The 22509-nt window shown below is 63.1% G+C and carries 18 protein-coding genes and 1 pseudogene; 14 read left to right on the top strand and 5 right to left on the bottom strand.

What is annotated here, in order from left to right; genetic code table 11:
* Positions 1–17 precede the first annotated feature (17 nt).
* From tolB to ftsH, 5 genes and pseudogenes are all read left to right on the top strand, one after another.
* Positions 18–1322, top strand: a pseudogene (gene tolB / locus NKJ78_RS23795) (Tol-Pal system beta propeller repeat protein TolB).
* Positions 1323–1571: 249 nt separating this feature from the next.
* Complete coding sequence (pal, locus tag NKJ78_RS23790) at positions 1572–2078, top strand: peptidoglycan-associated lipoprotein Pal (RefSeq protein ID WP_023684182.1); 507 nt, start codon at positions 1572–1574, stop codon at positions 2076–2078.
* Between the two features lie 213 nt (positions 2079–2291).
* The gene (gene ybgF / locus NKJ78_RS23785) at positions 2292–3374 is read left to right on the top strand and encodes a tol-pal system protein YbgF (RefSeq protein ID WP_023737859.1); all 1083 of its coding nucleotides are present in this window, start codon (positions 2292–2294) and stop codon (positions 3372–3374) included.
* A 51-nt stretch (positions 3375–3425) separates the two neighbouring features.
* Positions 3426–4832 carry a tRNA lysidine(34) synthetase TilS gene (gene tilS, locus NKJ78_RS23780; RefSeq protein WP_023737858.1) on the top strand — a complete coding sequence of 469 codons (1407 nt, stop codon included), beginning with the start codon at positions 3426–3428 and terminating at the stop codon, positions 4830–4832.
* A 103-nt stretch (positions 4833–4935) separates the two neighbouring features.
* On the top strand, positions 4936–6861 hold the full coding sequence (ftsH, locus tag NKJ78_RS23775; protein WP_023684183.1) for an ATP-dependent zinc metalloprotease FtsH: 1926 nt from the start codon (positions 4936–4938) through the stop codon (positions 6859–6861).
* A gap of 66 nt (positions 6862–6927) precedes the next feature.
* Here ftsH and NKJ78_RS23770 read toward each other — a convergent pair whose 3' ends face one another.
* Positions 6928–7296 carry a winged helix-turn-helix transcriptional regulator gene (locus NKJ78_RS23770; RefSeq protein WP_023688965.1) on the bottom strand — a complete coding sequence of 123 codons (369 nt, stop codon included), beginning with the start codon at positions 7294–7296 and terminating at the stop codon, positions 6928–6930.
* Between the two features lie 184 nt (positions 7297–7480).
* Here NKJ78_RS23770 and NKJ78_RS23765 point away from each other — a divergent pair, with 184 nt between their 5' ends.
* On the top strand, positions 7481–8245 hold the full coding sequence (locus NKJ78_RS23765; RefSeq protein WP_023737857.1) for an SDR family oxidoreductase: 765 nt from the start codon (positions 7481–7483) through the stop codon (positions 8243–8245).
* A gap of 28 nt (positions 8246–8273) precedes the next feature.
* Positions 8274–9149, top strand: coding sequence for an NAD(P)-dependent oxidoreductase (locus NKJ78_RS23760; protein WP_023737856.1), 876 nt, complete (start codon positions 8274–8276; stop codon positions 9147–9149).
* Positions 9150–9222: 73 nt separating this feature from the next.
* Here NKJ78_RS23760 and NKJ78_RS23755 read toward each other — a convergent pair whose 3' ends face one another.
* Positions 9223–9675 (bottom strand): hypothetical protein, encoded by a 453-nt coding sequence (locus NKJ78_RS23755; RefSeq protein WP_023688968.1) that lies wholly within the window; start codon positions 9673–9675, stop codon positions 9223–9225.
* A gap of 238 nt (positions 9676–9913) precedes the next feature.
* Positions 9914–10915 (bottom strand): hypothetical protein, encoded by a 1002-nt coding sequence (locus NKJ78_RS23750; protein ID WP_023737855.1) that lies wholly within the window; start codon positions 10913–10915, stop codon positions 9914–9916.
* Positions 10916–11262: 347 nt separating this feature from the next.
* Here NKJ78_RS23750 and glmM point away from each other — a divergent pair, with 347 nt between their 5' ends.
* The 5 genes from glmM (at position 11263) to serA (ending at position 17719) form a co-directional block, all read left to right on the top strand.
* A complete protein-coding gene (glmM, locus tag NKJ78_RS23745; protein WP_023673591.1) occupies positions 11263–12615 on the top strand; it encodes a phosphoglucosamine mutase in 1353 nt (450 codons plus the stop codon).
* 251 nt (positions 12616–12866) lie between these two features.
* Positions 12867–13682, top strand: a complete 816-nt coding sequence (locus NKJ78_RS23740; RefSeq protein WP_023684191.1) for an outer membrane protein — start codon at positions 12867–12869, stop codon at positions 13680–13682.
* 229 nt (positions 13683–13911) lie between these two features.
* Positions 13912–14682, top strand: coding sequence for an outer membrane protein (locus NKJ78_RS23735; RefSeq protein ID WP_023737854.1), 771 nt, complete (start codon positions 13912–13914; stop codon positions 14680–14682).
* 201 nt (positions 14683–14883) lie between these two features.
* A complete protein-coding gene (locus NKJ78_RS23730) occupies positions 14884–16059 on the top strand; it encodes a phosphoserine transaminase (RefSeq protein WP_023737853.1) in 1176 nt (391 codons plus the stop codon).
* A 58-nt stretch (positions 16060–16117) separates the two neighbouring features.
* On the top strand, positions 16118–17719 hold the full coding sequence (gene serA, locus NKJ78_RS23725; protein WP_023699182.1) for a phosphoglycerate dehydrogenase: 1602 nt from the start codon (positions 16118–16120) through the stop codon (positions 17717–17719).
* A gap of 64 nt (positions 17720–17783) precedes the next feature.
* Here the strand turns inward: serA and NKJ78_RS23720 are convergent, their stop codons facing one another.
* Entirely contained in the window at positions 17784–18248 is a 465-nt protein-coding gene (locus NKJ78_RS23720; protein ID WP_023755561.1) for a DUF2231 domain-containing protein, read from the bottom strand.
* Between the two features lie 105 nt (positions 18249–18353).
* Positions 18354–19259, bottom strand: coding sequence for a DMT family transporter (locus tag NKJ78_RS23715; RefSeq protein ID WP_352459874.1), 906 nt, complete (start codon positions 19257–19259; stop codon positions 18354–18356).
* A 208-nt stretch (positions 19260–19467) separates the two neighbouring features.
* On the opposite strand from NKJ78_RS23715, the gene NKJ78_RS23710 reads away from it, so the two are divergent.
* Together NKJ78_RS23710 and NKJ78_RS23705 are read left to right on the top strand one after the other, a co-directional pair.
* Positions 19468–20766, top strand: a complete 1299-nt coding sequence (locus NKJ78_RS23710) for an adenylosuccinate synthase (protein WP_023684197.1) — start codon at positions 19468–19470, stop codon at positions 20764–20766.
* A 76-nt stretch (positions 20767–20842) separates the two neighbouring features.
* Complete coding sequence (locus tag NKJ78_RS23705; RefSeq protein ID WP_352562649.1) at positions 20843–22501, top strand: hypothetical protein; 1659 nt, start codon at positions 20843–20845, stop codon at positions 22499–22501.
* Positions 22502–22509 lie beyond the last annotated feature (8 nt).

Here is a 22509-nt window from a genome sequence, read left to right as displayed (position 1 = left end):
ACGAGAAGCGAGAAGACATGAAATCTATCCTCAAGCCGCTCCTGACGATTGCAGCCATGGCGCTGGGCATGACTGCCGTTGCCACCTTGCCGGCGCGAGCACTCGTCGAGATCAACGTCAACAAGGGCAATGTCGAACCGTTGCCGATCGCAATCACCGATTTTCAAGGTGAGCTTGGCGCCCAGATTTCCGATATCGTCAGCGCCGACCTGAAACGCTCAGGCCTGTTCGCACCGATAGACAAGAACGCCTTCATCGAGAAGATCGCCAATCCGGATGCGCAGCCGCGCTTCGACGACTGGAAGGTGATCAATGCGCAGGCGCTGGTTACCGGCAGTGTCGCAAAGGAGGCGGACGGCCGCATCCGCGCCCAATACAGACTGTGGGATACTTTTGCCGGCCAACAGATGTCGGGCGAACAGTTCTTCGCCAATGATGCCAATCAGCGCCGCGTCGCCCACATCATCGCCGATGCGATCTACGAGAGGCTCACCGGCGAGAAGGGCTATTTCGACACCCGCGTCGTCTTCATCGACGAATCCGGCGCCAAGAATGCGCGCAAGAAGCGGCTCGCCATCATGGACCAGGACGGCGCCAATGTGCGCTATCTCTCGGACGGCCGCTCGATCGTGCTGACACCGCGTTTCTCGCCGAACCGGCAGGAAATCACTTACATGTCGTACGAAAGCGGCCAGCCGCGGGTCTATCTGCTGCAGATCGAGACCGGACAGCGCGAACTGGTCGGCAACTTTCCCGGCATGACCTTTGCGCCGCGCTTCTCGCCCGACGGCCAGAAGGTGATCATGAGCCTGCTGCGCGATGACGGCAATTCCAACATCTTCGCCATGGATCTGCGAAGCCGCTCGACCACCCGGCTGACCAACTCGACCGCCATCGACACCTCGCCCTCTTATTCGCCCGACGGCAGCAAGGTGGTATTCACTTCCGATCGTGGCGGCCGTGCGCAGATTTATGTGATGGGCGCCGACGGCTCGGGCCAGACCCGCATTTCGTTCGGCGACGGCGTCTATTAGACGCCGGTGTGGGCGCCGCGCGGCGACCTCGTCGCCTTCACCAAGCAGACCGGCGGCGAATTCCAGATCGGCGTCATGAAGACCGACGGTTCGGGCGAGCGCATCCTCTCCTCGGGCTTCCAGCAGGAGGGACCGACCTGGGCGCCCAACGGCCGCGTGCTGATGTTCTTCCGCGACTCCGCCGGCGGCCCAAAACTGGTTTCCGTCGATCTCACCGGCCGCAACGAACAGTCGATCCCGACCGCGAATTTCGCGTCGGATCCCGCCTGGTCGCCGCTGCTGGAGTAGGTTCGGCCGAATTGCCACACCTGCTAAAAAGGGGCCCGTTTGGCCCCTTTTCCATTCATTAGTCGCGTTTCGGCCGCATTTCCGCCTAGGGTCCGCGCCAACTGTGACCGTGGATTTGAAGGTCGTGGACGGTCGATCGAAACCAAACATTAACCGTATTTCTTGAATGCCGGTTAACCCAAACGTGGTTACTGGGTGATCAACGAAATCACTCGAAATACGATCACTCGAATACGAAGGAGAGGCGGCATGGGCCGTATCGCAGCACTTACCAGAAACCCGGCGATGATCGCCCTGATCGCGATGCTCGCCATCACCGGTTGCGCCTCGAAGAAAACCCCGAACAACGCTGCCGATCTCGGTCTCAATGGCGCGGGCGCCGCAACGCCGGGCTCGGCGCAGGACTTCACCGTCAACATTGGCGACCGCATCTTCTTCGACACGGACTCGACCGCGATCCGCGCAGATGCGCAGACGACGCTGTCGCGCCAGGCACAGTGGCTCAACCAGTACAAGCAGTACGCCATCGTCGTCGAAGGCCATGCCGACGAACGCGGCACGCGTGAATACAATCTGGCTCTCGGCGCCCGCCGCGCCGCCGCCACTCGCGACTTCCTGGTCGCCAGGGGCGTCTCGGCGAGCCGATTGAAGACGATTTCCTACGGCAAGGAACGTCCGGTCGCGGTCTGCGACGACATCTCCTGCTGGTCGCAGAATCGCCGCGCGGTCACCACGCTCTCCGGCGCCGGCTCCTGATAGGCAAGACGGCGGCGCCTTAGTCGCATAATTGCAACACCTCCATGCGAAAGGCGGCCTTGTGGCCGCCTTTTTCACTTTCGGTCCCGGAAACAAACCCGGAAACAAAATTTGGCCGAAGTCTCGCCTCCTGCTAAGAGCCGAGGGCGTCGTGCCGGTCCCACTTTGATCGGAAGGCGCGAACAGGCTCACGATTTTCACGGCGAGAGGCACATGCATTTCAGATCGGTCTTGAGCGGCACGCTCGCGCTGCTGCTCGTATCAGGCTTCGCGGCTTCTGCGAGCGGCACCGGACAACCCGCGGATAGCGGCTTTTCCTTCCATCTGCCGACGCTCGGCATTTTCGGCAAGAAGGAGAAGCCGGAGCAGCAACAGATCGCGCAGCAGCAGGACGGCACCGCCGCCGCGGGGCTGGAAGATCAGCTCCGGCAGATGAACGGCAAGCTCGAGGAACTCAACTTCCAGATCCTGCAGATGCAGGAGCAGATGCGCAAGCAGCAGGAAGACAACGAGTTCCGCTTCCAGCAGTTGGAAGGCGGCTCCAGCGGGCAGCCGCCGGCCCAGAAGAAATCGGAGGCCGCGCCGCAGGACGGTGGCGCGGGCACCGGCGTCGCCGAGGCCCCGGCAGACCAGGCGCCGGCCGATGCCGGCGCGCAGCCGGATGGCGGCCAGAGCGTCGGCGAGGTCATCGTCGAATCGCAGACCGGCGATCCCGGCAAGGTGATCAACGGCACGCCGCCCAAGACCTTCGGCACCATTACCGTCGACAAGAACGGCAATGTAATCGACGCCGGCGGTAACACGCAGGCAGCGGCGCCGGCGGAAGGTGCGGCTCCCGCCGCCGAGGCGCCGGCTACCGGGGCTAAGACCGGCAAGTCCGACGGCACGGTGGTGGCGGCGCTGCCTGCCACCAACAACCCGGAAGAGATCTACCGCAACTCCTACCAGTTCATCCTGTCGGGCGACTACAGCACCGCCGAGCAGGGTTTTCGCGACCACATCGCCCGGTTCCCGAAGGACGCCAAGGCGGCGGACGCGCATTACTGGCTTGGCGAATCGCTGCTTGGCCAGCAGAAGTATCATGACGCTGCCGAGGTTTTCCTCTCCGCCAGCAAGGACTATCCGAAGGCCAAGAAGGCGCCTGACATGCTCCTGAAGCTTGGCGTGTCGCTGGTCGGCCTCAAGCAGAAGGATGTCGCCTGCGCCACCTTCGGCGAGATCGGCAAGCGCTATCCCGATATTTCGGCCGCGCTCAAGGAACGCGTCAAGCAGGAGAGGGCGCTGGCGGCGTGCTAGTCTTTGCCGTGTTGTCCCAGAACCGGGACCACTTTTGCGCGACATGCATTGATGCTCGATACCGAGCCTGACCTTTCGAATTTTTCGCAGATCGACTTTACCAACGGCGCGCTTGCGGCCGTGTCCGGCGGCAGCGACTCGACCGCCCTCCTTCTTCTCCTCAAGGCTCACCTCGGCCGCAGCGCCCCGACAGCCCGGCTGCTGGCGGTGACGATCGACCACGGCCTGCGTCCGGAAGCAGCAGCCGAAGCGCGCAGCGTGGCAAAGCTTTGTGCCGAGCGCGGCATCGCGCACCGGACGCTCAACTGGTCCGGCACCAAGCCGTCGGCCGGCCTGCCCGCGGCGGCGCGCGAGGCGCGCTACCGGTTCCTGGCCGAGGCAGCGCAGGCGCAAGGCATTGGTGTGATCGTGACCGGCCACACCGCCGACGACCAGGCCGAGACCGTCCTGATGCGAGCCGCGCGGAATGATGGGCGAGAGCTTGCAGGCCGAGGTCTGGCCGGCATGGCGCCTGCCACTCTCTATGACTGGCGGACCTGGATCGCGCGGCCGCTGCTCGGCGCTCGGCGCGCGGCGTTGCGCGCCTTCCTGCAGCGCGAACATGTCGGCTGGGTCGAGGATCCGACCAACATCGACACGAATTTCGAACGCGCGCGCATCCGCGCCGTGCTCGGCGAAGACCGGAGCGGGCAGCGTTTTGCCGAAGCGATCGGCCTGGCCAGGCGGGCCGCCGGCGAGCGCGAACAACTCGGTCGCCGCGCCGCCGCCCTGATCGGTGAATTTGCCAGCCGGCCGGCGAGGGGTCTCATCCGTCTCGATCCCGGTCTTGCCGAAGCTGACGACACGCGAGCCGCGGTCTATGCGCTGCGTGTCCTGCTGGCGGCGACGGGCGGCACCGCCTTGTTGCCGGACCAGGCGCGCGGCGAAGCGCTGTTCGAGCAAATGCGGGCCGGACCGCTTTGCGCCACATTGTCGCGGACGGTGGTCGATATCAGGCGAAACGGCATCTTCCTGCGCCGTGAATCGCGCGACCTGCCGCGTTCCGCGCCGGCAGCTGGCACTCTGCTCTGGGACGGTCGCCGGCGGATCACGCCAGACATCGAAGCCGGGGCGATCACATTGGGCGACAGTCCGGGTGCATGGTTGATCGCGCCGCTTGGCGCCGCTGCCGCCGCCAAAACGCCGATTGCCGGGGATGGCGCGCCGCCAAGCCTTGTGCGCGCCGCCCTGGCTGCGGAACCGGCGCTGTGGCGCGGCGGCGAATGCCGTGGTTTTGCAGAGGATGTAGCGTGGGCGCCGGCAGCCGCCGTCAGCCCCGCCGTTGCCCCCTTTGCCCGTTTCCTGCCGTGCTTCGATCTGGTGTTGGCGCAGGCCGTCGCCGAGTTGATCGGCGCACCGCCTGTCCCGGCTTGCCCTTTGGCCGCCACAGTGCCGGTTGATCATGGCGCGAAAGCTTAACCCAGACGTGCTGTTATGCTTGGCAAGGGGGGGCGCTCTCCCTATGTTAGGCGCAAGTTTCCTCTCATGACGCGTGTCCCAGCGGGCACCAACGGGACAATTGATGAATCCGAATTATCGCAATCTCGCGCTCTGGGCGATCATAGCGGTCCTGCTCATTGCTCTCTTCAATCTGTTCCAGACGCCGCAGACGCGTGGGGCCTCCACCGACGTTCCCTACTCGCAGTTCCTGCAGGAGGTCGCGGCGGGCCGGGTCAAGACGGTGGTCATCACTGGACCCCGCATCACGGGCACCTATAGCGACAACGCCAACGGCTTCCAGACGTATTCGCCTGGCGATCCGCAGCTGGTCTCGCGGCTGCAGGACAAGAACGTCACCATCAATGCGCGCGCTGAGAACGACGGCTCGGGCGGGTTGATCAGCATGCTCCTCTCGTGGCTGCCGATGATCCTGATCCTTGGCGTGTGGATATTCTTCATGCGCCAGATGCAGTCCGGCTCTGGCCGCGCCATGGGTTTCGGCAAGTCGAAGGCCAAGCTTCTCACTGAGGCGCATGGCCGCGTCACCTTCCAGGATGTCGCCGGCGTCGACGAGGCCAAGGAAGATCTGGAGGAGATCGTCGAGTTCCTGCGCGATCCGCAGAAGTTCCAGCGCCTCGGCGGCAAGATCCCGCGCGGCGTGCTTCTGGTCGGACCTCCCGGCACCGGCAAGACGCTGCTCGCCCGCTCCGTCGCCGGCGAAGCGAATGTGCCGTTCTTTACCATTTCGGGTTCCGACTTCGTCGAGATGTTCGTCGGCGTCGGCGCAAGCCGTGTCCGCGACATGTTCGACCAGGCCAAGAAGAATGCTCCCTGCATCATCTTCATCGACGAAATCGACGCTGTCGGCCGCCATCGCGGCGCCGGCCTCGGCGGTGGCAATGATGAGCGCGAACAGACGCTGAACCAGCTGCTGGTCGAGATGGACGGATTCGAGTCCAACGAGAGCATCATCCTGATCGCCGCCACCAACCGGCCCGACGTGCTCGACCCGGCGCTGCTGCGTCCGGGCCGTTTCGACCGCCAGGTGGTGGTGCCGAACCCCGACATCGTCGGCCGCGAGAAGATCCTCAAGGTGCATGTGCGCAACGTGCCGCTGGCGCCGAATGTCGACCTCAAGGTGATCGCACGCGGCACGCCGGGCTTCTCGGGCGCCGACCTGATGAACCTGGTCAATGAATCCGCTCTGATGGCGGCGCGCCGCAACAAGCGCCTTGTCACCATGGCGGAGTTCGAGGACGCCAAGGACAAGATCATGATGGGCGCCGAGCGCCGCTCGTCGGCCATGACCCAGGCCGAAAAGGAACTCACGGCCTATCACGAGGCCGGCCACGCCATCCTGGCGCTCAACGTGCCGTCGGCCGATCCGCTGCACAAGGCGACCATCATCCCGCGCGGTCGCGCGCTCGGCATGGTCATGCAACTGCCGGAAGGCGACCGCTATTCGATGAGCTACAAATACATGATCTCGCGGCTTGCCATCATGATGGGCGGCCGCGTCGCAGAGGAGTTCAAGTTCGGCAAGGAGAACATCACCTCCGGCGCGTCCTCGGACATCGAGCAGGCGACAAAGCTGGCGCGCGCCATGGTCACGCGCTGGGGCTTCTCCGACAAGCTCGGCCATGTCGCCTATGGCGACAACCAGGAAGAGGTTTTCCTCGGCCATTCGGTGGCGCGCACGCAGAACGTCTCGGAAGAGACCGCGCAGATCATCGACGCCGAAGTGCGCCGGCTGATCGACGAGGCCTATGTCACGGCCAAGTCCATTCTGACCAAGAAGAAGAAGGAATGGATCGCTCTGGCGCAGGGCCTGCTCGAATACGAGACGCTTTCGGGCGAAGAGATCAAGCAGCTGATCGCCGGGCAGAAGCCCGCGCGAGATTTGGGGGATGACACCCCCACAAGCCGCGGCTCGGCTGTGCCGAAGTCCGGCCGCCGCAAGAAGGGTCCCGAGCCCGAAGGCGGCATGGAGCCTCAGCCGTCGAGCTGAGCTGACATCACTTGATGCAAGAAAACGCCGCGGCTCAATCCGCGGCGTTTTGCTGTTCAGGGTCTCTCAAACAGCGGGCGATGCGGATGCATTTACTTTGCCGGGGCGCACACCGTCAGTCCGGCCAGCATGTTGCTTGCCCCATCTGGCCAGCGGGATCAGGGCATTGTCCAGCTCGATCCCGAATTCGGTAATCGAGTATTCGACCCTCGGCGGCACCTCGGGAAAGATTTCGCGATGGACGATGCCGTCGGCCTCCATTTCGCGCAGCTGTTGGATCAGCATCTTTTCGCTGATGTCAGGCACCAGCCGCTTCAGCTCACCGAATCGTGCCGGCGCCTTGTGAATCTGCCAGAGCAGTAGCGCCTTCCATTTGCCGCTGATGACCTCCAGCGCCGGCCCCAATCCGCAACTATCTGGCTGTTTCTTTCCCATGTTTCATCCAATTCTGAGCAATCGGTGGGTAGCTTACATTTTTGTCGGTACTTGAGAAAAACCAAGCCGGTCCATAGCTTCAAACCAGCTCGCCGGCATCGGCGAACACCACAACGTCATATCGGTACCTCGCTTCGACCTGCAAAGGCGTCGGCGGCCGGATTTTGTCAAAAACGGATGGATCATGACAGGATACGCAAACAAGAAGGCCGTTGTCATCGGCGGGACGCACGGCATGGGGCTCGCCGTTGCCGAAGCCCTGATCGAAAGCGGCGCCGAGGTCCTGGTCACCGGCCGCGACCAGCGCAACATCGAGGCCGCGCGAGCCAAGCTGCTTTCGCGAGCTCATGTCGTGCGGTCCGATATCTCAGACATGGCCGATATCGTCACGCTCGGTGCCGAAGTGGGGCAGAAGCTTGGCCAGATCGACTTCCTTCACGTCAATGCCGGGGTGGCCAATCTCGAACCTGTGGAGCGGGTCACCGAGGACAGTTACGATCGCACCTTCGACATCAACACCAAAGGCGCATTCTTCACCGCGCAGCGCCTGCTGCCCCTCATCAGGGATGGTGGCGCCATAGTCTTCACCTCGTCGATCGCCGACGAATCCGGCACCGGCGGCATGAGCGTCTATTCCGGATCGAAGGCGGCACTGCGCGCCTTCGCCAAGGTCCTGGCCGCCGAGCTTCTGCCGCGCCGCATCCGCGTGAATGTGGTCAGCCCTGGTTTCATCGATACGCCGACGATGGGTGTGGCGGACGCCTCGGCCGAGGAGCGGGCCGCCTTCATGGCGATCGGCGACGCGGTCACGCCGATGAAGCGCCACGGCACGATGGAGGAGGTGGCGCGCGCAGTGCTGTTCCTGGCGTTCGACGCGACCTTCACCACGGGCGCGCGGCTGACCGTGGACGGTGGCCTTGGCCAGGACCTGAGCCCGACACCGGCGTAACCGCGCAACGAAACCAAGGAGAAGCAGAATGAGCGACATAACAGTAATCGGTCTCGGCGCCATGGGCACGGCGCTTGCGGAAGCCTTTCTAAACCAGGGACATGCGGTGACGGTGTGGAACCGTTCTCCGGCAAAGGCTGAGGCTTTGGCAGCCAAGGGCGCCACTGTGGCCAAGAGTGTCGAGGAAGCCGTCAGATCGAGTCCACTGATCGTGGCGTGCCTGCTTGTCTATGACACCGTTGGTGAGGTGCTCGGCCCAAGCCGAGACGCGCTGTCGGGCCGCACATTGGTCAATCTCACCAACGGCACGCCCGAGCAGGCGCGGGCGATGTCGGGTTGGGCGGTGAGCCAGGGCGCCAGCTATATCGACGGCGGCATCATGGCGGTGCCGCCGATGGTGGGCGGGCCGCACGCCTTGATTCTCTACAGCGGTTCGCGCCAGGCGTTCGATGCCTGTTCGGGGCAGCTCGGAGCGCTCGGCACCAGCAAATATCTCGGTGAGGATCCAGGCCTCGCGCCGCTCTATGATATTTCGCTTCTGACCGGCATGTACGGCATGTTCGCGGGCGTTCTGCAAGCGTTGGCATTGACGGGCGCAGCAGGAATCCCTGCCGGCGAGTTCATGCCGCTGCTGGCCTCCTGGCTTCAGTCGATGCAAGGCCTACTGCCGAAGTGGGCGGAACAGATCGACAGTGGCGATCACACCAGCAATGTCGTTTCCAACCTGGGCATGCAGGCTGATGCCTACGTCAATCTCATCGATGCCAGCAGGTCGGCTGATGTCAGCACCGAACTCGTCTTGCCGATGCAAAGCCTGATGAAGCGCGGGGTGGCTGCCGGCCAGGCCAATGCCGATCTTACAAGACTGGTCGCACTGCTCCAGCTCTCGAAACAAGGCGCTTGACGGGGCAAGACCCAAGAGAAGGCCCGCCAACCTTGCGGTTGGGGGCCTTCGATCTTCAAACGCTGCTGGTCGATCAGCTCTTCAGCTTGGCGTTGCAGAGGCTGTAATAGCCGCCGCCCTTCTGGATCCAGCGAAGGCCGTTCAACGTACCCGCGTCCTTGTTGCCGTGGTAGCCCTGCAGGCAGGTCTTCATCCGCGCCTTCGAGGGCTTCTCGGTCTTGAATTCGGCGGCGAGGGTGGTCGGGAATGTCACGCCCGTCGGCGCTACAGCGGGGGCGACCGCCGCGCTGGTTTCCTTCTGCGACTGCGGCTCGGTTTTGACCGCATCCGCATTGGCACTCTCCGCAGCTGACGTCGCGCATTTCTCGGTGCGGAAAGCGGTCCAATCCATGCCGTTCAGAGTGCCGCCTTCCTTGGCTGTGCGATAGGCCTCGCCGCATTCCTTCATCGTCAGTGCGCTTGCAGGGGCGACGCTCCACGCAATCCATGCCGTCACAGCCAATGCCGCCAATTTCAATCTGGACATAAGACCCTCCTGGTTGACAAAAGTTCGATGTCCTTTTGTATACCATTTGTTCTGCATATGTTCAATTGGAATCTTTGCGCCAACCATAAGTCTGCGGTGGGCAGTGTGGGCGAATAGATGATGCCGACAGCTTCCGCGATATGTAAACGCGAGCAACGCCAGGTGTCTTCGAGCGCAACAAAAAGGCCCGCGCATGCTGCGATGCGCGGGCCTCTGTCTGGAGAATATGGCTACGCGATCAGCTCTTCAGCTTGGCATTGCAGAGACTGTAGAAGCCGCCGCCCTTCTGGATCCAGCGCAGGCCATTCAGCGTGTTGGCGTCCTTGTTGGCATAATACACCTCGAGGCAGGTATGCATGCGGCCCTTGGCCGGGGTCTCGCCGGCATATTTCTTCGAGATCGCGGCCGGGAACTTCACGCCCTTGGGAGCGCTGACCGAGGGCTTCTCGGGCTCGCTGGTATAGGTCGCCTCGCTCGGAGCCGGCACGGTGTCGTCGTCATCTGCGCCTGCGCCGCATTCGGCCTTGCGGAAGTCGTTCCACTTCTTGCCGCCCAGCGTATTGGCAGACTTGGCAGCCTGGTACTTGGCGCTGCAATCGGCCATGCTCAGGCCCTTGCCGCTGCTGTCGGCAGCTGCCTTGGTGGTTGCCTTGGCGGGTGCTGCCGCGGCCGAGGCCCCGGCGGCGCATTCGGTCTTGCGGAAGTCGTTCCACTTCACGCCGTTCAGCGTGCCGGCGGCCTTTGCCGCCTGGTATTTGGTGCTGCATTCCTTGGCCGTCAGGCCCTTGGCGCCATCGTCGGTTGTGGCTGCGGCCTTGGTCGTGGCCTTGGCCGGTTCTGCCGCGGCGGATGCGCCGGCGGCGCATTCGGTCTTGCGGAAGTCGTTCCACTTTGCGCCATTGAGCGTACCGGCGGCCTTGGCAGCCTGGTACTTAGCGCTGCATTCCTTGGCCGTCAGACTCTTGGCGCCATCATCAGCAGCGGCGGCCTTGGTCGTGTCCGTCTTGGCCGCAGCGGCCTTCTTGGCCGCCGGCTTTGCGGTCTCGGTGGTGGCCGCCGCGTCGGTGCCGCACTCGGCCTTCCGATACTGATTCCAGGTCTGCCCGTTCAGCGTGCCGGCGTCCTTGGCGGCATTATACTTGGTACTACACTGGGCCATGGTCAGCGCGCTGGCGGGCGCCGCCATGAACAAGGTTGCGACGGCAAGACCCGTCAAAGTTGCAAGTCGGTGGATGAGCATGCGTTTCTCCCGTTGCTGCGCCCATAGGTTGTACCTGTGTCAATCAATAGCTCTCAACGCTAGGCTGCGCCAGATGCTAAACGGCGTTCTCCCGATAAGGTGATGGATCCATTGCGATCTGCCCACTCCAACAGTCCGGCTTACCGGCCCAATCTGCGCGGTGTGGCCCAGTGTGAATGCTATATTGCGGCAACACCGTGTCATGGTACGTTGCCCAACGCTCAGAACAGCCTGCTACAATGATTTTCTAAGAATTGGTAATATACAATCACACAATGTGATAGTCGGGCTCGGACCAATTGTGGCATTACGAGCCGGCTGAAAAACCGACGGGGATTCTGGCAAGCATGGCAGGACGTTATTTTGGCACCGACGGCATTCGCGGGCGCGCCAACAAGTTTCCGATGACGGCTGAGATCGCGATGCGGGTCGGCATGGCCGCCGGCCTCTCGTTCCAGCGCGGCAGCCATCGCCACCGCGTCGTGCTCGGCAAGGATACCAGGCTGTCCGGCTACATGATCGAAAACGCCATGGTGTCCGGCCTGTGCGCGGCCGGCATGGATGTGTTCCTGCTCGGCCCGATCCCGACACCGGCGGTCGCCATGCTGGTACGCTCGCTGCGTGCCGATATCGGCGTCATGATCTCGGCCTCGCACAATCCCTATTACGACAACGGCATCAAGCTGTTCGGTCCCGATGGCTACAAGCTCTCCGACGAGATCGAGGAGCGCATCGAGAGCATGCTCGACAAGGATATCGAACTGGCGCTCGCCGATTCCGACGGACTTGGCCGCGCCAAGCGCGTCGACGGCGTGCATGACCGCTACATCGAATTCGCCAAGCGCACGCTGCCGCGCTCAATGTCGCTGTCGGGTCTCAGGATCGTCGTCGATTGCGCCAACGGCGCGGCCTACAAGGTGGCGCCAGCAGCACTTTGGGAACTGGGCGCCGAGGTCATTGCCATCAATGTCGATCCGAACGGTTTTAACATCAACAAGGAATGCGGCTCGACCCATCCGGCCGGCCTGCAGAAGAAGGTGCATGAAGTGCGCGCCGATATCGGCATCGCACTCGACGGCGATGCCGACCGTGTCGTCATCGTCGACGAGAACGGCACCATCGTCGACGGTGACCAGATCATGGCGCTGATCGCCGAGTCCTGGCACCAGAGCGGGCGACTGGCCGGCGGCGGCGTCGTCTCGACGGTGATGTCCAATCTCGGCCTCGAACGCTTCCTTGGCGACATGAAGCTGCAACTGCATCGCACCAAGGTCGGCGACCGCTATGTCGTGGAACATATGCGCGCGCACGGGTTGAATGTCGGCGGCGAGCAGTCGGGCCACATTGTGCTGTCCGATTTCTCGACCACTGGCGACGGGCTGGTCTCGGCTCTGCAGGTGCTGGCCTGCATCAAGCGGCAGAACCGGCCGGTCAGCGAATTGTCGAAGAAATTCGAGCCGGTGCCGCAGCTGTTGAAGAATGTCCGCATCGCCGGCGGCAAGCCGCTTGAGGAAGCCACGGTCAAGGCGGTGATCGAAGACGCGCGCAACCGTCTCGGCAAGGCCGGCCGCCTGGTCATACGGCCCTCCGGCACCGAGCCGCTGATCCGCGTCATGGCCGAGGGCGACGACCCACAGCTGGTCGAGGCCGTGGTCAACGACATCGTCGACATTATTTCGGAAACGCGCAGCGCCGCCTGATTGCGCTGCGTCCAACGGCAGGGGCGAACTGCCGGCTCAAGACTTCAAGCCCGCCTGCAGGCGGGCTTTTTGTTTCGGCCAGGGTTGGTCCCAGCGTTATGCCGGCGGAGACTGTTTGCTAAAATGTCGAGAATTCGTGGTTAATCGACAGGGTTAAACGCCTTTTAACTTTTCCAATTCATTATCCACAACTGAGGTCAATCACATTCGGGCAAGTTGGACTTTCCCGACGGTTCTCAGGGGTGACAAACATGTTCAATACAGCAAAAAAGGCCCTCCTTGCCGCGCTGTTCGCAGGTGTGGCCGGGCCAGTATTCGCCGCCGATCTGGCGGAGCCGCCGGTGGTCGAAGAGGCGCCGGCGCCGATCGCCTACGAGCAGCCGGCCGATTTCGGCGGCTGGTACATCCGCGGCGACATCGACTATCATAAATCGGATTTGCGCGGCATCGACTATATCACCTACGGGCCGCCTCCCGGCAGCAATGTTTTCGATTCCGGCGAGCTTAAGGGCGGCTTCTCACTCGGCGCCGGCATTGGCTACAAGATCAACGATCATTTCCGTACCGACCTGACAGCCGACTATTGGTTCGCTTCGGACTTCAACGGATCAACCAACGATGGCGTTACGACCTCGGTCGAAGTGTCGAAAATGAGCGCATTGCTGCTCTTGGCCAACGCCTATTACGATATCGGCACCTGGCACGGCATCACGCCTTATGTTGGCGCTGGCATCGGCGGCGCGCACGTCAAATGGGATACCGTCCACGACCCGAACACAACCGAGACCAACCCCGGGTCGAAGAATTGGCGCTTTGCCTACGCGCTCATGGCCGGCGCGTCCTATTGCCTTACCGACAGGGTGATCCTGGATGCCGGCTATCGCTACTCTCACATTGAGGGGGGCCGCATGTTCGACTTCGACGTGAGCAGTTCCGGGCCCGGCTTCGACCATGGCATCAACACACATGAGGTACGAGGCGGTCTGCGCTATCAGTTCGGCGGCAATAATGGTTGCACATCGCCGGAGCCCTACGTTCCAGAGCCGGAGCCGATCTACACCAAGTAGTCGCTTCGAAATCCAGGAATTCGCGAACCGCCCGGTCTTGCCGGGCGGTTTTCGTTTGCCGATGCTTGCGCGTTTTCAACCGGCCGCGTGTGCCGAAGAAACCCAATTGAAATCAATTCGGTACGCCGCGTTATCCTTAACCCTGACTTAACCACTATGGTTAACAATGCTTGGTGAAACGGCGCTTGCGATCAAAATGACGGGCGCCAATTTCAGGAGCCGGGGACCCATGAATTTCAAATCGCTGACAGCGCCGGCGCTCGCCGCACTCGTCCTTGTGCCGCTGACGCCGGCGCAGGCCGCGGACTACGATCCGCCGATCTATGTCGATCAGGCGCCGGACTATCAACCGGTCGAGGTCGGCTCGGGCTGGTATCTGCGCGGCGACGTCTCTTATCTGGCGCAGAAGAGCTACGAGGATCAGGATTTCACCTTCGCCCCCGCGAGCTTCAGCGAGAAGCAGGATCCGGCCTTTGCCAGCATCGGCTTCGGCTACCACTTCAACGACTATCTGCGCGGCGACGTCAATCTTGGCTATCTGCCCGGCAACAAGATCGGCGTCGGCTTTGACGATTCGGCGACGCCGCCGCCGGGTGGTGCGACCATCGCGTCGGCATCGCTGCAAAATTATTCCCTGTCGGGCATGGTCAATGGCTATGTCGATCTCGGCACTTATGTCGGGATCACGCCCTACCTCGGCGCCGGCATTGGGCTGGTCCGGAGCAAATACAAGCTGTCGGCGAGTTACTTCACCGACAATGTCGACCCTACGGATGATTTCGTCCGGAACGACAACAAGACCCAGTATTCCCTCGCCTACACGCTGGATGCGGGCCTGGCCTATCAGGTGACCAAGAATGTTTCTGTAGATCTCGGCTACCAGTACTTCTCCACGCCGGATGCCGAATATGTCACGGCCGAGAGCCTGACCTCCTATCCGATCCGCAAGGGCATCAGCAATCATCAGGTCAAGCTCGGCCTGCGCTACGACCTCTGGTAGGAAGCTTGCTGTTCGGAAGCCCAACGGCGGATCCCTTCGATCCGCTGTTTGCGTTTTAGCCCACGACATGCTGATCCCGTATCGCCGGTATCCCGCCAGCGACAAAAACTTTCCTCTTGACGCCTGAGGGCTGAACGCATATCGCCGTCCGTGGGCCACCCCTCCCCAACGAGGGGCCACTATCTGGAAGGATAGACCACGATGACGACGCATACGAAGCCCGGACTCCGTCCGGCAAATCCCAATTTCTCCTCAGGTCCCTGCGCAAAACGCCCCGGCTGGTCGGTCGAGGCACTGAAGAATGCTGCGCTCGGCCGTTCCCACCGCGCCAAGATCGGCAAGACCAAGCTCGAACAGGCGATCGAGCTGACGCGCGAGATTCTCCAGGTTCCGGCCGATTACCGCATCGGCATCGTGCCGGCGTCGGACACGGGTGCTGTCGAGATGGCGCTGTGGTCGCTGCTCGGTGAACGCGGTGTCGACATGGTGGCATGGGAAAGCTTTGGCTCGGGCTGGGTGACCGATGTCGTCAAGCAGCTGAAGCTCGCCGATATCAGAAAGGTCGAGGCAGGCTATGGCGAACTGCCGGATCTCACCAAGATCGATTTCGACCGCGATGTGGTCTTCACCTGGAACGGCACGACCTCAGGCGTGCGCGTGCCGAATGGCGATTTCATACCGGCGGATCGCAAGGGCCTGACCATCTGCGATGCCACCTCAGCGGCATTCGCGCAAAAGCTCGATTTCCAGAAGCTCGACGTCGTCACCTTCTCCTGGCAGAAAGTGCTGGGCGGCGAGGGCGCACACGGCATGCTGATCCTGTCGCCTCGCGCCGTCGAGCGACTGGAAACCTACAAGCCGGCGTGGCCGCTGCCGAAAATCTTCCGCCTGACCTCGGGCGGCAAGCTGATCGAAGGCATCTTCAACGGCGAGACCATCAACACGCCGTCGATGCTGTGCGTCGAGGACTATCTCGATGCGCTTCATTGGGCGAAGTCGATCGGCGGTCTCGATGCGTTGATTGCCAGAGCCGATGCCAATGCCGCCGTGCTCGATGGCTTTGTCGACAAGTCGTCCTGGCTCGGCCATCTCGCGGTCGATGCGGCGACACGGTCCAACACGTCCGTATGTCTGTCCTTCACCGACGCCGATGTCGCGGCGCTCGACGCCAACGGGCAGGCGGCTTTCGCCAAGGCGATCGTCTCTGTGCTCGACAAGGAAGGCGTCGCGTACGACATCGGCTCCTATCGTGACGCACCTCCCGGTCTGCGCATCTGGTGCGGCGCCACCGTCGAGACCTCCGATCTCGAAGCGCTGCTGCCTTGGCTCGACTGGGCCTTCGCCACGCAGAAGGCTTCGCTGAAGGCCGCAGCCTGAGATTTCGTGGTGGCCTGCGGGCCGCCCTTTCCCGACAATCCAGTTCAAGGAGGCCGCCATGGCGCCCCGCGTTCTCGTCTCTGACAAACTCTCCACCACCGCCGTCCAGATATTCAAGGACCGCGGTATCGAGGTCGACTATTTGCCCGATCTCGGCAAGGACAAGGAAAAGCTGCTCGAAGTCATCGGCCAGTATGATGGCCTTGCCATCCGCTCGGCGACCAAGGTCACGGAAAAACTGATCAACGCAGCGACAAGACTCAAGGTCGTCGGCCGCGCCGGCATCGGTGTCGACAATGTCGACATCCCCGCGGCGAGCCGCAAGGGCATCATCGTGATGAACACGCCCTTCGGCAATTCGATCACCACGGCCGAACATGCGGTGGCGATGATCTTTGCACTCGCCCGGCAGATCCCGGAGGCCAATGCCTCGACCCATGCCGGCAAATGGGAAAAGAACCGCTTCATGGGCGTCGAGATCACCGGCAAGACGCTGGGCGTCATCGGCTGCGGCAATATCGGCTCGATCGTTGCCACGCGCGGCGTCGGCCTGAAGATGCATGTCGTCGCCTTCGATCCGTTCCTGTCGGACAAGCGCGCCGAGGAACTCGGCGTCGACAAGGTCGAGCTGGACGAGCTTTTCGCCCGCGCCGATTTCATCACGCTGCACACGCCGCTGACCGACAAGACGCGCAACATCATCGACGCGGCGGCGATCGCCAAAATGAAGAACGGCGTGCGCATCATCAATTGCGCGCGTGGCGGGCTCATCGTCGAAGCCGACCTGGTCGCGGCGCTGAAGAGCGGCAAGGTGGCGGGCGCCGGCGTCGATGTGTTCGAGGTCGAACCGGCGGAGAACAACGCGCTGTTCGGCATGGAGAATGTGGTGGCAACGCCGCATCTGGGCGCCTCGACAGCGGAAGCGCAGGAAAATGTCGCGCTCCAGGTGGCCGAGCAGATGGCCGACTATCTGATCAAGGGCGCGGTTTCGAATGCCATCAACATGCCCTCGATCACGGCCGAGGAAGCACCGCGGCTAAAGCCGTTCGTCAAGCTCGCCGAAGTGCTCGGCGCCTTTGTCGGCCAAGTCACCGAGGACCCGATCAACGAGGTCGAGATCCTGTTCGACGGCTCGACCGCGACGATGAACACGCGTGCCCTGATCAGTGCCGCGCTTGCCGGACTGATCCGGCCGCAGGTCGCCGACGTCAATATGGTGTCGGCGCCGATCATGGTGAAGGAGCGCGGCATCATCGTCGCCGAGGTCAAGCGCGACAAGTCGGGCGTGTTCGACGGCTACATCAAGCTGACGGTGAAGACCGAGCACATGACGCGCTCGATCGCCGGCACCTGCTTCTCCGACGGTAAGCCGCGCTTCATCCAGATCAAGGGCATCAATCTCGACGCCGAGGTCGGCCAGCACATGCTCTACACAACCAATGCCGATGCGCCCGGCATTATCGGCCTGCTCGGCACGGTGTGCGGCGAGAACGGCGTCAACATCGCCAACTTCCAGCTCGGCCGCAACCGGCCGGGCGGCGACGCGATCGCGCTGCTCTATCTCGACGCGCCGTTCCCGGAGAAAGTGCTGGAACAGGTCAAGGCGCACAAGTCCATCGACTCGGCCAAGCGGCTGCAGTTCGACGTCAACGCAATGTAGTTGACGGCGTGGCGGATGCGGCGGCCCTCCCCCCATCATTGGGGCGGCCGTCGCGGAGCCCGGTTCAGGTCAATTCGTCTGAGCCGTCGGAGACGCCTACGCGATGCCGATAGACCAGTTCCCAGCCCTTCCACCCTGTAAACAGCAGGATCAGAACCACGATCAGCGACAAGATAAAGCCGGTCGGGATCACAGCCGCCGCTCCACCGACATAACGCGAGTACCAGTTATAAAGCTCGATCAGCACGACGAGCACGTTGCCGCCGGCATGGAGCCATGCCGTCGTGAGATTGCGGATCTGAACATCGCCGAGGACATCCGTCAGGCCGGTAAGAGCGGCCAAGGCGCCCATGATCAGGCCGGCGCCGAGAAGCCAAAGCGATCCGGTGACCCACCCGGGATCGGCTGTTTGCCAGAAAATCAGATCGCAAACGAAGGTGCCGACAAAGAAGGCGATCGGAAACGGAATCAGCATTGGATGAATGGGGTGACCGGCAATGCTTGCTGTGCTGCGAGGGTTATGGCTCATCTTGTTGCCTCCCACGCAAGCAAACTCCGCCAGAGGTAAAATGTTCCAGGTCGGCGCGCGGCAGCAGTTATCGCGACGGCGGCGCAGCGCGGCAGCAGCCAAATGTTATCCGCGGCGGCCCGGTGCCGCCATCTTGCGCCCGCTGTATTCGGCGAGCGAAATGCCGCCCAGCACCAGGATGAGCGCCAGCGCCTGGTAGAGCTGGAATGTCTCGCCGACGATCAGCACTGACAGCAGCGTGCCGAAGATCGGCACCAGATTGATGAACAGCCCGGCACGGTTGGCGCCGATCAGTTCGTTGCCCCTGATGTAAGTGATCTGCGAAATGACCGAAGCGCCGATCGCGGTATAGACGATGACAACCCAGCCGCTGATATCGGGGACGATAACCTTGCCGGCGGCGACCTCCCACAGGAAGAACGGCAGCGAGGTGATGAGGGCAGCGATCGCCAGGGACAACATCAGGCTCTGCCAGCGCATCACCGGCTTCAGCCGCAGCCCGACCGAATAACTGCTGTAGAGGACGACCGCGACCAGCATGATGGCGTCGCCGAAATTGAGTTCCAATGTGAGCAGCCGGCGCGGATCGCCGTGGCAGGCAGTCAAGATGACGCCGAAGATGGTCAGCACCACGCCCGCAATCTGAGCCCAGCTCACGCGCAGGCGGAAGAAGAAGAAATTGGCAATGATGATCAAGACCGGCATCGCCGCCTGTTCGATCGAGACATTGATCGCCGTCGTGTAGTTGAGCGCGGTGTAGAAAATGGTGTTGAACAGAGTGAAGCCGCTGGCGCCAAGTGCAGCCAGGACGAACCAGTGTTTGCGCACCACCGGCCAGTCCTCCCTGATCGTGCGCCAGCCGATCGGCAGCAGGATCGCGACGGCCAGCACCCAGCGCAGGAAGACCAGCGTCATCGGCGAGACGTGACCGACCGCCAGCTTGCCGGCGACGGAATTGCCGCCCCACAGCAAGGTGGTCAGCAGCAGGAACAGGTAGGCGCGTCGATGCATGCGGGATTCCGGCCGCCTGGGAAGTTGTGTTTGCCGGCCTATTGCCCCCGCCGACGCAAGTAAATGATGTCAAAGCCGAAAATTGTTGTGCCTCAGGGCATTTTCGACGGCAAAGAAAGGTCGCGCTTGCGAGGTCTTGACGCTATAGAGGCCTGTCGTTTCGAACCATATCCAGGCCGCCAGGGCGGCATCTCAAGGGAAAAGAAACATGGCCAATGTGGTGGTCGTCGGCTCGCAATGGGGCGACGAAGGCAAGGGCAAGATCGTCGACTGGTTGTCGGAGCGCGCCGACGTGGTCGTGCGCTTCCAGGGCGGCCACAATGCCGGCCATACGCTGGTCGTCGACGGCAAGGTCTACAAACTGTCGCTGCTGCCGTCGGGCGTGGTGCGGCAAGGCAAGCTGTCGATCATCGGCAATGGCGTCGTCTTCGACCCGCACGCCTTTGTCGCGGAAGTGGCGAAACTCAAGGCGCAAGGCGTCGAGGTCACGCCGGACCGCCTGAAAATAGCCGAAAACACGGCGCTTATCCTGTCGCTGCACCGGGAGCTGGACGGATTCCGCGAGGACGCCGCCTCCAATTCCGGGACGAAAATTGGCACGACGCGTCGTGGCATCGGCCCAGCCTATGAAGACAAGGTGGGCCGGCGCGCGGTTCGGGTGATGGATCTGGCGGATTTGGAAACGCTGCCTCTCAAGGTCGACAGGCTGCTGACGCATCACAATGCGCTGCGTCGCGGGCTTGGCCATGGCGAAGTCACGCATGAGGCGATCATGACCGAGCTGACCTCGGTCGCCGATGAGATCCTGCCCTATATGGACCGCGTCTGGAAAATCCTCGACGACAAGCGCCGCGCCGGCGAACGCATCCTGTTCGAGGGCGCGCAAGGCACGCTGCTCGACATCGACCACGGCACCTATCCGTTCGTCACCTCGTCCAACACCGTTGCCGGCCAGGCAGCCGCCGGCTCGGGGGTGGGCCCCGGCGCCATCGGCTATGTCCTGGGCATCACCAAGGCCTATACGACGCGTGTCGGCGAAGGCCCGTTCCCGACCGAGCAGAAGAACGAGATCGGCGAATTTCTCGGTACGCGTGGCCACGAATTCGGCGTCGTCACCGGGCGCAAACGCCGTTGCGGCTGGTTCGACGCCGTGCTGGTGCGCCAGGCCGTCGCCGTCAACGGTATCAAGGGCATCGCCCTGACCAAACTCGACGTGCTCGACGGGCTGGATGAGATCAAGGTCTGCACCGGCTACCGTCTCGACGGCGAAACGATCGACTATCTGCCGGCCAGCCAGGGCGCGCAGGCGCGTGTCGAGCCGGTCTACGAGACGCTCGAAGGCTGGAAAGGCACCACAGCCGGCGCGCGCAGCTGGAACGACCTTCCGGCGCAGGCCGTCAAATATGTCCGTTACATCGAGGAGCTGATCGGGGCACCCGTCGCGCTCCTTTCCACCAGCCCGGAACGGGACGACACGATACTTGTGACCGATCCGTTTCAAGACTAGTTTTCTGAAGCCTTTCCGGGCATCGCGGCCGATTTGGGGGGGCCGGCGCGGAAACAAAATACAGGTCGACTGAAGCATGGCAGATTTCGTTGCTATTCTGAAAAAGGCGCTCGACAAGCACGGCGACGAAACGCCCGAAAAGCGTACGCGGATCTATGAAAGCGTTCGTACCATGCTGGCGAAGAAGCTTGCGGAGTATTCGCCGCCGCTGGCCGCCGAAGCCATAAGCACGCAGAAGCGATCCCTGGAAGATGCCATCTCGAGCGTCGAGCGCGACTATGCCAGGGCACTGCCGGCATCCGATCCGCTGGCGGAGCTGGAGCACATCTTCTCCTCCATAGACCGCAACAAGAACCAGTCCAGTCATGTAAAGCCTTCCGCCACGCCTGCGCCGGCCTGGCAGCCGGCGAAACCCGTGCAGCCGGCGCCGACCACCAGGACAGAGCCGAGCTGGCAGAGGCCCGCTCCGACACCGCCTCCGCCTGTGGCGCGTGCAGAAACCATCGACAAGCAAGCCGCGGAGCTGGACGCCGACGACGACAGCGCCGATGTCTTTGCCAATGACGAGCAGCCGGCGGCGGACACGTTCCAACGCCTGCGCCCCGCCGAGCGCAGGCGCAGCTATGGCGGGTTGATCGCGGCTGTCGTCGCGCTTTTGGTGGTGGCCGGCGGTGGCTATGGCATCTGGCTGAACAAGGATGCCTTTGGCTCGATGCTGGGCCTCGGCGGCGACACCAAGACGGTCTCGACCGAACCGCTGGTAAAGCCGGCGCCGGCCAAGCCCGCGGCCGATGCACCCGCACCGGCTCCTGCCGGCGAGGGAACGAAGTTCACCCAGCGCCTGTCGCCCGAAGGCGGTGAGACCGATCCCGGTCCCGCGGCCGGTCAAAGCGGCATCGGCGAGGGCGAGTCCGTCGCCGCGCTGACCACACCGCCACCCCCGGCTCCAGCGCCACCTGCGGCTCCAGCGCCTGCGACCCCGCCGGCGGGCGACGCCGCCGCCCCGGGGGCGCCCGCCCCGCCGGCGCCCGACGCTTCCGCCACGCCACCGGCAACGCCGCGCGCCGATGGCGTCGCTCCGCCGGCCAACGGGGCAGCACCGGCTGATGCCGCCGCCACGCCGCCCGCGGCCGGCACGCCGCCCGCTGCGCCGGCGGCCGCCGCTCCCGCGCCGACCGTTGCGGTCGGCCAGAAGGCGATCTTCTACGAGGAACGCACCTCGACGGCGCAAGGTTCGGCCGAACCCGGCAGCATCGTCTGGTCACTGGTGCAGGAATCGCCCGGCGGCGACCTGCCGCCCGAGCCGGCGATCCGCGCCGAGGCGACCATTCCCGGCAAGGACATCCAGCTGCGCATGACCATCCGCCGCAATACCGACCAGACGCTGCCGGCCAGCCACATCATCGAGATGATCTTCCTGACGCCCGAGGGCTTTGACGGCGGTGGCGTCGACAACATCCTGCGCGTCGCCATGAAGAGTTCGGAACAGGATGCCGGCAGCCCGCTGATCGGCATTCCGGCCAAGATCGCCGACGGCTTCTTCCTGGTGGCGCTCAACGACACCAAGGCCGACGAGGACGCCAATATGACCTTGCTTCGAGGCCAGGACTGGATCGACGTGCCGGTGGTCTACAAGACCGGACGCCGGGCGCTGCTGACCATGGAAAAGGGCATTCCGGGCGAGAAGGTGTTCGACGAGGCGCTGAAGGCCTGGCAGGCCAAGACGGCAGGTTGACGGGCGGC

This window comes from Mesorhizobium sp. M0037 (assembly GCF_040323635.1).
Classification (GTDB): domain Bacteria; phylum Pseudomonadota; class Alphaproteobacteria; order Rhizobiales; family Rhizobiaceae; genus Mesorhizobium.
The sequence above is the reverse complement of the archived record's forward strand: the minus strand, read 5'-3'. Positions and strand labels throughout refer to the sequence as shown.